The following is a 13,768-nucleotide window of genomic DNA, read 5'->3' as shown; positions in this document are numbered from 1 at the left end:
AGGCGACTAATGATTTAAATTTTCCACTTCCCGACGGAGTCAAAGCCGCGCATGCATGCGATATTGCCCTTGGTACGATCCAGCAATTTTCCCGTCATCGTCCGCGGAGAGCTGGACACGGTGCAAGTGAACCTGGGTTACCGCTGCAATCAGACCTGCCTGCATTGCCACGTCAATGCCGGACCGAAACGCAAGGAGATGATGGACAGGGAAACCGTGGACCAGGTGCTCGATCTGCTGCGGCGGGCCGGAGTTGCCATCTTGGATCTGACCGGAGGCGCCCCTGAGATGAACCCGCATTTCCGCCATCTGGTGGAAAGCGCGCGGGACTTGGATCTTCGAGTGATCGACCGGTGCAATCTCACCATTCTGGAAGAACCCGGTTACGAGAGCCTCGCCGATTTTCTGGCCGCGCAAAAGGTGGAAATCACCGCTTCCCTCCCCTGTTACCTCGAAGACAACGTGGACCGGCAACGTGGCAACGGGGTATTCGAAGCGAGCCTTCGCGCCTTGAAAAGACTCAATGGACTCGGCTACGGCCGACCCGGCACGGGGTTGATCCTGAACCTGGTCTACAACCCCCAGGGGCCGACATTGCCGCCGGCCCAGGAGGAACTGGAAGCCGCCTACCATCGAGAGCTGAAGGCCCGCTACGACATCGTCTTCAACCGGCTTTATGCCCTCGCCAACATGCCCATCCAGCGCTTCGGCAGCACCCTGGTGTCGAAAGGCCAGTTCGAACCTTACATGCGCTTGCTGAAAAGCGCTCACCGCGATGAAAACCTGGAAGGCATCATGTGCCGCAGCCTGATCAGCATCGATTGGCAAGGTTACGTCCACGACTGCGATTTTAATCAGATGCTGGGCTTGCCGCTGGGCGGGCGACGGCGTCATATCACGGAAATCGATGCAAGCGCATTGCAAGGCCAGGCCATCGCCACGGCCGATCATTGCTATGGCTGTACCGCCGGCTGCGGCAGCTCCTGCGGCGGCGCACTGAACACGTAGAAAGAGAACAGTGAATCTGGAGAGTCCATGATGTTTGTAGAAGAGTCGGTACGAGAACGCTATTCCGAAGGTGCTCGCGAGAGGCAGGAAGCCCTGTGTTGTCCGGTGGATTACGACCGCGAGCTATTGAAACTGCTGCCGCGGGAAATCATCGACAAGGATTACGGCTGCGGCGATCCCTCCCGCTATGTACGGGAGGGCGACACCGTGCTCGACCTGGGCTCGGGCGGCGGCAAGATTTGTTATATGGCGGCACAACTGGTCGGCCCTCAGGGGCTGGTCATCGGCGTCGACATGAACGACGACATGCTGGCCCTGGCCCGCAAATACCAGTCGGAAATGGCCGAGAAACTGGGCGGCGACCGGGTGCGTTTCCACAAGGGCTATATCCAGGATTTGGCCTTGGACGTCGCCGCAATGGAACGCTATCTGGCCGAACAACCGGTTACCGACGCGGCGTCCCTGGCGGCGCTGAAATCCTGGCAGGCCAGGCAGCGCAAAACCCAGCCGCTGATTGCCGACGCCTCGGTGGATTTGGTCATTTCCAACTGCGTGCTGAACCTGGTGGGCGATGACGAAAAAACGCAACTGGTGCGGGAAATTTTCCGGGTGCTCAAACCGGGCGGACGGGTTGCCATCTCCGACATTGTCGCCGACGAGCCCGTGCCCCAACATCTGAAGGACGATCCCGCTCTGTGGAGTGGCTGCATCTCTGGCGCCTTCGAGGAACGGGAATTCGTCCGAGCCTTCGAGCAAGCCGGCTTCAGCGCCGTATGCCTGGACAAATGGGAAGCCGAACCCTGGCAGGTGGTCGAGAACATCGAATTCCGCGCCGTCACCCTGGTCGCCGTCAAAGGCTACGGCCGGGAATGCCTGGACCGGGGCCATGCGGTGATCTATCGCGGCCCTTACGCGGAAGTGCGCGACGAGGAGGGCCATATCTTCCCGCGCGGCGAGCGCATTGCCGTATGCGAGCGAACCTTCCGCACCCTCACCGAAGGCCCTTATCAGAAGCACTTCATCGGCATCGAACCAAAGATTCTCGCCGAACCGGTGGCTTGGTGCGCACCGCCGGGAACCCGCCGTCCGGCAGCGGAAACCAAGGGCGGGCGACAAATCGCCGAATGCGGCGGGGAAAAATGCTGCTGAAGTTGAGCTGAGACCATAATTTTCCCAGGGACGATCTTCAGACTGCGACGACTCGCGGACTGAAGATCGCGCCCACCGCCACATACCGAAAACCTGAAGCAATCGTAGGTCGGCAATCCCTTGCCGACCTACTTCGGACGCTACACCAAACCGGAAAATGGTCTAAACCCTGACTCCACCGTTACACACTGAAAACCGGAAGCCCTATGAGCTTTGTCGACACCCCCGAGAACTACCGCTATGCCTGGTACTTGCGCCCGGTATTAGCCCTGATGCGCCGGCGTTTGCGGGTTCTGCCGGAACCTGTGCGCCTGTGGGCACGCCTGCCGCTGGCGTTTGTCGGCTTTCAGTTGATGAATTTGGCCCTGGAACGTAAATCTTCACCCTTGAGCGGTGCGCTGCGCGCACTGATCCGCACTCGCATCGCCCAGCTCAACTCATGCCATTTCTGCATCGATCTCAACGCCTCCCATGCTCTTGACCGGGGCGTATCGCCAGAGCAATTGCACGATCTGATCGGGTTTAGGGATTCGCCTCGATTCAGCGAAGCGGAAAGAGCCGCTCTAGCCTACGTGGAGACCATCACGGGCACCGGAATCGAGATAGATCAGGATTTGATCGACCGATTACGGCAAGCCTTCGGCGACGATGGCATCGTGGAACTGGCGGCGCTCGCCGCGCATCAGAACCTGTCCGCCAAGTTCAACGCGGCCCTCGGAGTACCGGCCCAAGGTTTTTGTATGACCGCTCACGGAATTGCTGCGCCGGATCGGTGAACGACATCTTCCTCGGCAAGATTTCGGCCAGAGGGGCGTCGTCCAAGACGACGAGAAAGAAGAATCAGTTCATGTAGCTTGAACATTTGCTCAGTCGGCCAGATGAAGTCTCGGCTCTAGTAGACGTAGGCAATACCGGCGAGTCGGAGGACGCGACGAGCAGACACACGTTTAGAATCAGTTGACGGGTGTCACCTAGAAAGTTGCCCTGCCCGCTCTTTGGGACGGAAAGGCTCGAAAAATCAGCGCAGTAGTTTCGATCTCCGCCACAGCCCATGGGAGACCGGGAAACGAAGCGCTGGATAGAGTCAACGGAATCTGTGGCAACTACCCGATTGGCCGATCTTGACGGCCAGAGCGCTGGAGGCTCGCGGCGGCTGCACAGCGCAAGGGCTTTCCAACATGCCGCTGGCAGATATGAATACCCCCGGCATTTTCGAGCAATGTCACGATTTGGTCACGTGACAATGCTCGGAGTGGCTGGGGGACCTGGATTCGAACCAGGGTTTACGGAGTCAGAGTCCGTTGCAACGTGACGCAAGGACACGAAAAACAACCAAATACAAACACTTACAATTCAAAGCATCACAAAAAGCCGTAAAACGTTATAACTGCGTTGACACTCGGTTGACACATAGCCAGTTAAGGCAACACTTGATCATAAAGAAAGCTTGGGATATCCGCCCCTTTTTCGGATTCCCCTCAAAATCCCATCAAACAATGAAAAGCCGACACCTTCTCGCCCTGCCCTGTGCGCGGCTTTTTTGCGTCTAAACTAAATCGCATTGGCGTTGAAGCAAGCACCCAAGCGGGAGCTTTAGGCCACGAGTCTCGGTTGCCACTACATTGTTTCCGAATGATGCAAAAAGGAACCTATTTTTTAGCTTTTTTGCTAGTAATGATTTGCCCGTTAAGCTCACATGCCGGTGGAGCTTTTGGCAACTGGTCAGAGAGCTTTCAGGTCCACGGATTTCTCGAACAAGGTTTTGTAGCCACATCCGGAAATCAGTTTTACGGCAACAGTAGGCACGGAAGCTTCGACTTGACGCAGGTCGGATTAAATGCGGCGGCGCGTCCCTTCAATAATGTCCGCTTCGCGGTCCAAGGCCTATATCGCCGAGCTGGCGAGCAAATTCCCGAAGAGCTACGGCTCGATTACGGTCTTATGGACGTCACGGCGCTCGATCATCCCGGCTTTCGATCCGGAGTTCGCCTGGGGCGAGTCAAATTACCGCTGGGTTTGTATAACGAATCACGGGATGCTCCTTTTACTCGACCTTCCATATTTCTGCCCCAAAGTCTTTACTTCGACCGTACTCGAAATGTCGGCATGGCGACCGATGGCGCCCAGTTTTACACGGACTTCAGTTCCCCTTTCGGCAATTTTTCATTCAAGGCAAATCTTGGAGCATCCATACCGGATAATAGCCTTGAATTTAATGTATTCGGGGGCAGCAACCGTCCAGGAAAGTTTGTCGGAGATTTTTCGGCGGCAACTCAGCTGGCGTATGACTATTCGGGTGGGCTAATCCGGGTCGTATTTAGCGCTGCGTGGTTAATCAGCGATTATGATAAGCAATCGGATCCGATAATCGATTCGGGTGAATTTGAATATCAACCCTACGGTTTAGGCATCCAGTACAACGGCGAGTCGCTATCGCTTGCTTCTGAATATTCAATTCGCAACATACGCTTTGAGAACTTCGGGCGATTTCTCCCAGATAATGAATACAACGGTGAAGGGTATTACTTTCAGGCGGGTTATAAGATCAACCACTATATCGAATTGATCGGGCGTTACGATGTATTTTATACAGACGTCAGTGATCGCTATGGGAAAAAGTACGAAGTGCGTACCGGCATTCCTGGCTCCTTTTTCTTTGCCAAAGATTGGATGGCGGGACTTCGATTCAACATAATCGATAACTTTATGATTCGTGCCGAATATCATCGGGTCCATGGTGCGGGCTGGGTATCTCTTGCCGAGAACCGGAACGTCAGAGAACTCGAACGTGATTGGGATTTGTTTGCAATCGAGGCTGCTTATCAGTTTTAAGCCGTATGGCCCCCAATTTGCCCGAGTCGGTGGGTTACGCTGCGCTAACCCACCCTTACGATTAATGTTCGCTTGAATGTCGAACGAAGGAACGCTTCCACGGGCCGATGGCGTCGACATGCGTTTTCACCAATTCGGGGCCTGGCTCGGTTGTCTACTCAGTCGGGATCTCGTCCGTGTTCAGCCTTCAGTGTCTTGCTGAATACCGACGCGCCGTAAAGATCCTTTAGGTCCACCGTCAACTCGTGGGTCTTGCGGTTGATGTTGACCTCGCCGAAGAACTGCAAGCCCGCATAGGGCGAGAGGTTGACCTGACCCGCCGGCGGCGCCTTGGCGAACACGACCTGCGGCCCGAAGGTGCCATCGGTGGTATTGGGACCGAAGGAACCGGCGTTGAGCGGGCCGGCGACGAATTCCCAGAACGGCGAGAAGTTCTTGAATTGCGCCTCCGAGGGATCGTAGAAATGCGCGGCGGCATAATGGACGTCGGCGGTCAGCCACACGATGTTCTTGATTCGCTCGTGCTTGATGAAGCGTAAGAGGCGGGCGATTTCCAGCTCGCGGCCGACGGCGGGGCCGTTGTCGCCGTTGGCGATGGCTTCCCAGCGGGGCTGGCCGTTCGCATCGACGCCGTCGCCGATGTTGAGGCCGATGGGCATGTCGGCGGAAATGACTTTCCAGGTGGCCCGCGATTTATTCAGTTCCTTTTTCAGCCACTTCAACTGCGCTTCGCCCAGAAACGCCGTTTCCGGTCCCTCCTGCGTCTGCAAGTTGGCCGTGTTCGGGCCCCGGTAGCTGCGCATATCGATGACGAACACGTCCAGCAGCGGGCCGTAGGAAATCTTGCGGTAGAGACGCTCGGACTCTTCCGCCGTATGCGGGCGCAGGGGCGCATATTCGTGGAAAGCGCGCGTGGCGTGAGCGATCAGCACCGGAATCTCCTTGAGCGTGTAGCGGGGATCGTTGGCCAGGTCCTTGGCATCGGACCAGTTGTTGACCACTTCATGGTCGTCCCATTGCCAGATCTGCGGCACTTCGGCGTTGAAGCGGCGGAGGTTGGCGTCCAGCAGGTTGTACTTGTAGCGGCCCCGGAACTCGTCCAGGGTTTCGGCGACCTTGGAGACTTCGGGCGTTACGAGGTTAGTCCAGATCTGGCCGTTTTCGGCCGGTTTGCTCGCTTCGATGGGACCGTCGGAGTAGACGCTGTCGCCGCTCTGAATGAAGAACTGCGGCTTCACTTGACGCATGGCTTCATAGATCCTCATGCCGCCGAACGCCTCGTTGATGCCCCAGCCCTGTCCCGCGGTATCGCCGCCCCACACGAAGCGTATGTCCTCGTGCTTGCCCACGGTGTGGAAACGACCGATGACCGGCTCGCTCTTGTCGCGGGCGTTGGTCAGATCCTCGAACCAGACCTTCACGTAGACGTCCTTTCCGGACGGCAGCCCGACCAGGTCCTGACGCGCGGTGAAGTCGGAGACTTCGAGCGCATGAGGACCGCGGATGACCTTGGAATCGGTGAATTGTTCGTTGAACGCGTATTCCACCCACATGCGGGCCGGGCGGTCGCAGCGGCTCCACACGATGGCGCGTCCCTCGCCGACATCGCCGAACTGGATGCCCTGTTCCATTTGCGGCAGATCGTGAAGAAGCCGGAGCGGGTCACTCGGGCGAAATATGGGAAGACGGCCTCCGTCCGCTGTGATTTGACCGACGGGGATTCGAATGCGGTCGGGCGCTCCTGGGACTTGAATGGTAGCGCCTGCGATTTCACCGCCGGCGGAAAGCTGAATGTCGCCGCCCTCCGCCAAGACTTGAGCGGACATGCTCAAGGCCAACAGGAGCGCGGACGCGGCAGCTTTGCCGATGGGAGACAGAATATTGCGTGTTTGTCGATCGAAGGCCTGCATGGAACACCTCATGGAGTTTCTGGAGGCCCGGATTCTATAAATCGCTTCGGGTCAGCCTGATGACGGTTCGATGACCGATTCATGACCTTTACAGGTTCGGCTCACCTGGAAGTCTTCGATGCGCTGAGCTTCGTTTTCGTCGTATCCCTGTCACTAGTTCGTCACTTGTGCTGCGTAGTATTCCGGCGGCTCCACAACCAACACCAGGGAGTTTCTATGAAGCCGTCGAACTTTTTCCGCGTTTTTTCATTGACTCTTGCCGCCTTGATGGCGACGACGCTGGCCCGCGATGCCGCCGCGCTTTCGGTCACCCGCGGCCCTTATTTGCAGATGGGCACATCTAGCGGGCTCATCGTGCGCTGGCGCTCGGACGTGGCCTCGAACAGCCGGGTGCGCGTCGGCACCAGCCCTACGAACTTGACGCTCACCTTCGATGATGCCGCGTCGACCACCGAGCACAGCGTGCAGGTGAGTGGACTCAATCCGCAGACCAAGTACTATTACTCGATCGGCTCCACCACGCAGACACTCTCGGGCGGCGACAGCAATACCTATTTCCACACCGCGCCGACCACTGGCACACAGCAGCCGACGCGCATCTGGGTGATCGGCGATGCCGGCACCGGCACTTCAGGCCAGGCCGCCGTGTACAACGCCTATCGCAACTTCACCGGCACCAATCCCACCCATTTGTGGCTGCAACTCGGCGACAATGCCTACAGCAGCGGTACCGATGCCGAATATCAATCGAAGATGTTCAACATGTATCCGGACATGCTACGGCAGTCCGTGACCTGGTCGACGCTGGGCAACCACGACGGCGCCTCGGCCGATTCGGGCACCGAGACTGGCCCCTATTACGACATCTTCTCGCTGCCGCGCAATGGCGAAGCGGGCGGTGTGGCATCGGGTACGGAGGCGTATTACTCCTTCGACTACGGCAACATCCACTTCATCGTGCTCGATTCCCACGATTCGAGCCGCGCCGTGGGCAGCCCGATGTTGAACTGGCTGGAAGCCGATCTGCAGGCTTCCACCGCCGACTGGAATATCGCCTTCTGGCATCACCCGCCCTACTCCAAGGGTTCGCATAATTCCGACACCGAGACCCAGTTGGTCGAAATGCGCCAGAACGTATTGCCGATACTGGAGAGCTATGGCATCGACCTGGTACTGACCGGCCACAGCCATTCCTATGAACGCTCGAAGTTCATCGACGGCCATTACGGCTCGTCCTCGACCTTCAGCGACGCAAGCCACGTCGTGCAGTCCGGCAGCGGCCGCATCGACGGCACCGGGGCCTACACCAAATCGGGCGTCGGCGCATCGCACGCAGGCGCGGTCTACGCGGTGGCGGGCAGCTCGGGTAAAACAAGCGGCGGCACGCTCAATCATCCGGCCATGTACATCTCGCTGAACGAACTGGGCTCGATGGTGCTGGATGTGAACGGTTTGACGCTCGACGCCAAATTCCTCAACAACAACGGCACGATACGCGACTACTTCACCGTGACCAAGGGCGGAACACCGCCGCCGCAGTTGGCTAACGTGAGCGGCGTGGTGTGGCAGGACGTGGACGCGGACGGCATTCGCGAAACGGGCGAGAGCTTCCTGCAAGGCATCGAGGTGCGGCTCTATACCGATACCAATACGCTGGTCGCCACCCAGTCCACCAACACGAGCGGAGCCTACCAGTTCGACAGTGTTGCGGCCGGCAGCTACTACGTGCGGTTCATTCCAGGGACGCGCACCCTCTCGCCGCAGGATCAGGGCGGGAACGACAGCATCGACAGCGATGCGAGTCCGCTCGATGGCAAGACCGCCGTGTTCAGCGCGGTTGCGGGCAGCAGCGTCGCCAACGTGGACGCCGGCATGTACACGGCCGGCGGCGCGCCGCAAACGGTACAGTTGCAGGACGGCCTAAACGCTTACGCCGGCACGCAAGACACCTATGTCGCAAGCGGCAAGGCCACCACCAACTACGGCAATGCCACGACCGTACTCGCCGATGGCGCCGACGGCACCAACGGCCGCCTCATCGGTTTGATGAAGTGGAATGTTTCATCAATCCCGGCAATGGCCACCGTGACCAATGCCACCGTCACGCTGCGGGTTTCCAACCTCAGCAACGGCACCTACAACCTGTATGCGGTGAACACGGCCTGGACCGAAGGCGGCGCCACCTGGAACAGCGTCGATCCGCTGAACAATCAGGGCGTACTGATCGGCTCCTTCCAGCCCTCGGCGACCGGCACCCACACCATCCAGCTCAACGGCGCCGGCATCTCGCTGGTACAGGGCTGGGTCAACGGAGCGGCCGCGAACAACGGCCTCATGATCGTGGACGGCGGCACCAGCGACGGCGTCGATCTGCGTTCGTCCGAGTACGGTACGCAGTCGCAACGACCGAAACTCACTGTCACCTATCAATAAACTTCCGACGCCGGGCACCCGTGCTCAATGCTCGGGTCCCGGCACGTTCTTGCACCTAGGAAAAGTTCATGTCTAGACGAACACTGCTTATTGCCGCACTGCTGGGATATTCTGGCTTCACGCTGGCTCACGGCGACGTGCACGAACGCATCCACGATCTCAACCGCGAAATCGCTCATCACCCCAAGAACGCCGATCTGCTCATAAAACGCGGCCAATTGTTTCTCGACGAGGGTCACGCCGACCATGCGCACGACGACCTCGCCAAAGCGATCAAACTCGCTCCTGGACGGATCGACGCACTCTTCCATCTGGCCCGGGCGCAACTCGTGCTGAAACAGCCGGATGCCGCGTTGGAATCCGCGCGGCAATTTCTCCGGCAGGCAACGAACAATGCCGCCAAGGCGCGCGGCCACGTGCTCACCGGCGATATCCTGTCGGTATCGGGCAAACCGCTAGCCGCGGCCGAGGCGTACCTGACAGCCGTCAGACTCTCCAAGGACATAAAACCCGATCACGTGCTCTACGCCGCCGACGCCTTTCACTCGGCGGGCAAAACGGACAAGGCCATAGAAGTGCTGAACGACGGAATCGCGCGGCTCGGCCCTCTGCACGTGCTGAGCGAGCGGGCGCTGACGCTGGAGATGGAGCAACAACGCTACGAGTCGGCGTTGCGGCGGGTCGATCAAATGCTCGCAACCCACCAGCGTATGCCTTTCTTGCTCTACAAAAAGGGAATGATTCTCAAGGCGCTGGCGCGCATGGACGAATCCAAACGGACTTTCGCCGCCGCGCTCGAGGAAATCGACGGACTACCCGAGGCGCGCAAACAAACTCCGGCTCTCGAAAGTCTCCGGACTTCGCTGTTGGCGGAGATGAACTAGGCGCGTTCACATTGATCTCTCACCCGCTGTCGATGATGGACGACATTCGATCCCCCCGCCGGCGCATGCAAGTTCGCCAGGTGCCAAGGGAGAACATCCGGTTGCCGGAGTGTTATCGTCCGATCGATTAACGAAAAGACAAACAAAAACCCCGCGAAACGAGGCGGGGTTTTTTCGAAGTAGGCGGATAATCCTAGAAACGGCAGTTGGACGTGCTCGAGTGTGCGGCGGGCGGGTCGGCTGGCAAGGCGCGACGCCGCCGCGGGGTAGTCTCCCGCAAGAAGGAGCAACGCCGCCAGGTGGCCCGCCCGCCGTGCAATCGGGCACGTAGCGGCTTCACCCAAACGGTGAAATCGGCAGAAGGGACGACGGTCGGAATCCTCGCGGCGTTTCTACCGCATCTAAGCGGTCAACTGCCGTTTCTAGGATAATGGCTCAGGAAGTGGCTAAGCCCGCATCCGCGGGAGCTTCAACGGTAGCGGCCGAATCCCGATGAGCCGCCCGCTCCTTCTGGTACTCGTCAAAGGATTTCTTGGCAGCATCCGCGCCGGCCTGGATTCCTTCGCCCATGGCATTATCGGTGGGTATCAGGCTCGCGACGACCAGAGCGCTGTAAACGACCCCGTACGATAGATAATAAAAGCCTTTATAGACAACCTCGGACAAGGTCTGACTTACGGCCGACACGCCTCCGGAAACGGCTTCGCGCGCATCGCCCGCACCTTCCCTTAAACCTTGAACGGCTGCTCGTGCCGGCGTTTCCAGGGCGGTTGCTTCCATCACGGTTTCTTGGTGCGTTTCGGAAGTCATCTGTACGATGGTTTCCCGAAGGATTTTTTCCCCAGTGTCATTTGAATCGGAGGATGTTTTCTTGGCCATAGTGATACCTGTATGGGTTGCTGCGACGAAAGCGATGGCTTATGGAACAAGGCGATTTCGACGATAGCAAAAACTTTTCGGCCTGTCGTACATGCCTCATGCGACATTTCCGCACAGGTACTTTAGTCTGAAAACGGACATCCAAATCACACGTATAGCGGCGCCATCTTGCGCCAGTAGTGGGCTTGATGGGCGCGGCCGTCCCACTCGCTGAGGTGGTTCCACACGCCTTTTTCCCAGAGCATGCGGCTCAGATAACGGTTGTTTTCGAGAAAGGGATCCTCCCGACCGACGACGAGGATGATGTCCATGGCGCGCAAGGCGTTCAGTTGGTCGCATTGCCCGAGATTGGGCAGGAAATGGCAGGGGGTATTGTAATAGATGTTGTCGTCGTAATAGCCGTCGTACAGATTGCCGAAATGCTCGACACTCAGGGTCAGATCGTAGCGCCCGGAAAATGCGCTGAGCTTCCGAAACAGGTGCGGGTGACGAAACGCGATGTTGGCGGCATAGAAGGCACCCAGGCTACAGCCATGAGCAATGACACAAGGATGCGGGTTTTTTGCGGCCATGAACGGCAAGACTTCATTGAGGATATAGTCCTCAAACTCGATATAGTGTCGGACTCGATCCGCCGGGTGCCGCCAGCCACAATAAAACGTCTCGTGCGCCAAGCCGTCGACGCAATAGAGTTGCAATTGTCCCGCCTCGATCTTGTGGGCCAGTGCTTGCACGATACGCAAGTCCTCGTATTCGTAAAATCGCCCGTCGCGCGTCGGAAACACCAACACTTTCGCTCCGGCATGGCCGAACACCAGCAGTTCCATGTCGCGATTCAGCCGCGGGCTATACCAACGATGATATTCACGGTTCATGCTGAATTACCGAGTATCGTAAGCAGCGATCGAAGGATTCGGGCTTCATGCAACTACAGCGCTTCGAAAAAATCCGCGAGAGTGTCCCGCAGTTCCGCGTCCTGCCGCGCCCTGGCCGGATAATCGACATGCCCCGCTTCCAGGACATAAAGGCTCTTCGGCCCTGCTAGGGCGTTATAGACCGCGAACTGTCCGGGCGGTGCCACCACCGGATCGAACAGGGCGGCCGCCACCTGAACGGGGATCCCGGTATACGCCGCCGCACTCGCGGCATCGTAATAGCGTAATGTGTCCAGAATGTTACCGTGCTTCTGCTGGTAATCCCTGATCGCGCGCCCGCTGCCTACGGTCGGGAGTTCGAGACGCAGGGGATGATGGCCGAAGGTGGGCATGTTCAGGTGCGCCCTCCGGATGCGGGCGTCCCAGGGCAACGCCAAGGCGCCGATGCCGCCGCCGAAGCTGATGCCCATATAGCCGATATGACCGACCGTCTCGGGGTACAGCTCGAGCAGAGCCGACACCGCGAGCCACAAGTCCTCCACGCAACCGCCGAGAATGTAACGGTCGCGCTTGTCGATGTCGTGCAGGACGTGCCAGTACGGCTCCTCGGAAATCGGCGGCCGGCGGCTTCGGGAAAGGCCACGAAAACAGGGAAACAGAAAGGCGGTATCCGCGACAGGAAGGTCAAAATCCGGCGCATCCCGGCCGCCATAGCCGTGCCCCACCACCAGGCCGCGCCGCACCGGCCGGTCTTGCGGCAGAAGCAACCAGCCGCCGATGATGAAATCGCCCGTGGAACGGTATTCGAGGTCGTACACGGAGAAGCCCTCCCGACCTTCGGGCCATCGGCCCAGACGCGCTTGGGGGGATACCGTCAAGGTTCGCCGGTAGCGGGCCTCCCAAAAAGCCGCGAAATCATCCGGTATGACCGGAGCTCCGACTTGCAGGAGCCTATCCAGGGTGTAGCCGTAAGTTGGATCGAAGGTATACGCGTGGCAAAAATGAGACATCGTAAGGCTTATCCTGAGGTGTCCTCGACGGCCGAAATCGTACTTAGAGCCTATCCCAGTAGGCCGTTCGCCCTGAGCTTGTCGAAGGGTTTCTTGAGCCTACTGGGATAGGCTCTTATGACCTGGTGCGAACAGGGACGCCGCCCCGAATCGATGCTTGCCGATATGCTGCACACTTCGCCCCGTTCGCCATATTTTACCTTTCGGCTTCAACATTGCCCGAGAGCAGTAGCTCACGCCACTGGGGTGACTACATTTCGGTTTGTTCCGAGATTTCAAAGGGGCGTCAACTTCAATGCCGGATAGCGTACTTTCGAGTGTGGCGAAGCCGAAAACATGCAGTTTGCATTCCCCCTGGATCCACTGCCGGTTTACCCGCATACCGGCCGATCTGTCCGTCGCCGGACGCGTCTCCGTAATTAGTCCTATAGAGTTCGGTTCTTGTACGATTGTCGCCGACGCTCTGAAACAAATGCATTAGTCATGCGGCATTAGAGCATTTTCATACCTACTGTACGGGCACTCGCGAGTAGGTCGGGAATCCTTTCCCGACGGTGCAGTTGGGCCAACGGGTTCGTCGGCAAAGGATTGCCGACCTACGAATGCTTGAATCAATTTACCGTCGCCGAAGGCGCCAACGACTCCTGCCAGGCCTGTTTTGCCGTACGAGCGAGATGAAAATGCTCTAAGTACATTCCGCAAATACTTGCGGAATCTCGACTGTTTGGCTTGATTGGCGGGGTTGTCCTGCAGGTTGCCTATGCCGCAAGACTTCCCTGAATGTACTT

General features: G+C 58.3%; 10 protein-coding genes. 6 read left to right on the top strand and 4 right to left on the bottom strand.

Annotation, left to right across the window (positions count from 1 at the left end; all coding sequences use genetic code 11):
* Positions 1 to 51: 51 nt before the first annotated feature.
* From arsS to B2A78_RS11865, 4 genes are all read left to right on the top strand, one after another.
* On the top strand, positions 52 to 1,008 hold the full coding sequence (gene arsS / locus B2A78_RS11880) for an arsenosugar biosynthesis radical SAM (seleno)protein ArsS (protein WP_077730213.1): 957 nt from the start codon (positions 52 to 54) through the stop codon (positions 1,006 to 1,008).
* A gap of 27 nt (positions 1,009 to 1,035) precedes the next feature.
* Positions 1,036 to 2,157: a methyltransferase domain-containing protein gene (locus B2A78_RS11875; RefSeq protein WP_240502501.1), complete on the top strand. Its 1,122-nt coding sequence runs from the start codon at positions 1,036 to 1,038 to the stop codon at positions 2,155 to 2,157.
* A 206-nt stretch (positions 2,158 to 2,363) separates the two neighbouring features.
* Positions 2,364 to 2,933, top strand: a complete 570-nt coding sequence (locus B2A78_RS11870; RefSeq protein WP_077730211.1) for a carboxymuconolactone decarboxylase family protein — start codon at positions 2,364 to 2,366, stop codon at positions 2,931 to 2,933.
* Between the two features lie 856 nt (positions 2,934 to 3,789).
* Positions 3,790 to 4,989: a hypothetical protein gene (locus B2A78_RS11865; RefSeq protein ID WP_077730210.1), complete on the top strand. Its 1,200-nt coding sequence runs from the start codon at positions 3,790 to 3,792 to the stop codon at positions 4,987 to 4,989.
* Positions 4,990 to 5,147: 158 nt separating this feature from the next.
* Here the strand turns inward: B2A78_RS11865 and B2A78_RS11860 are convergent, their stop codons facing one another.
* On the bottom strand, positions 5,148 to 6,899 hold the full coding sequence (locus B2A78_RS11860; RefSeq protein WP_240502500.1) for an alkaline phosphatase D family protein: 1,752 nt from the start codon (positions 6,897 to 6,899) through the stop codon (positions 5,148 to 5,150).
* Between the two features lie 216 nt (positions 6,900 to 7,115).
* Here B2A78_RS11860 and B2A78_RS11855 point away from each other — a divergent pair, with 216 nt between their 5' ends.
* Complete coding sequence (locus B2A78_RS11855) at positions 7,116 to 9,332, top strand: DNRLRE domain-containing protein (RefSeq protein ID WP_077730209.1); 2,217 nt, start codon at positions 7,116 to 7,118, stop codon at positions 9,330 to 9,332.
* Between the two features lie 68 nt (positions 9,333 to 9,400).
* Positions 9,401 to 10,216 carry a tetratricopeptide repeat protein gene (locus B2A78_RS11850; protein WP_077730208.1) on the top strand — a complete coding sequence of 272 codons (816 nt, stop codon included), beginning with the start codon at positions 9,401 to 9,403 and terminating at the stop codon, positions 10,214 to 10,216.
* Between the two features lie 435 nt (positions 10,217 to 10,651).
* Here the strand turns inward: B2A78_RS11850 and B2A78_RS11845 are convergent, their stop codons facing one another.
* The 3 genes from B2A78_RS11845 to B2A78_RS11835 form a co-directional block, all read right to left on the bottom strand.
* Positions 10,652 to 11,026 (bottom strand): hypothetical protein, encoded by a 375-nt coding sequence (locus B2A78_RS11845; RefSeq protein WP_077730207.1) that lies wholly within the window; start codon positions 11,024 to 11,026, stop codon positions 10,652 to 10,654.
* 215 nt (positions 11,027 to 11,241) lie between these two features.
* Positions 11,242 to 11,970 carry an alpha/beta hydrolase-fold protein gene (locus tag B2A78_RS11840; protein WP_077730206.1) on the bottom strand — a complete coding sequence of 243 codons (729 nt, stop codon included), beginning with the start codon at positions 11,968 to 11,970 and terminating at the stop codon, positions 11,242 to 11,244.
* 53 nt (positions 11,971 to 12,023) lie between these two features.
* Positions 12,024 to 12,980 carry an acetylxylan esterase gene (locus B2A78_RS11835; RefSeq protein WP_077730205.1) on the bottom strand — a complete coding sequence of 319 codons (957 nt, stop codon included), beginning with the start codon at positions 12,978 to 12,980 and terminating at the stop codon, positions 12,024 to 12,026.
* Between the last annotated feature and the right edge of the window lie 788 nt (positions 12,981 to 13,768).

Source organism: Methylocaldum sp. 14B, assembly GCF_002005105.1.
GTDB lineage: Bacteria > Pseudomonadota > Gammaproteobacteria > Methylococcales > Methylococcaceae > Methylocaldum.
Note: the sequence above shows the minus strand (reverse complement) of the source record. Positions and strands in the feature narration are given on the sequence as shown.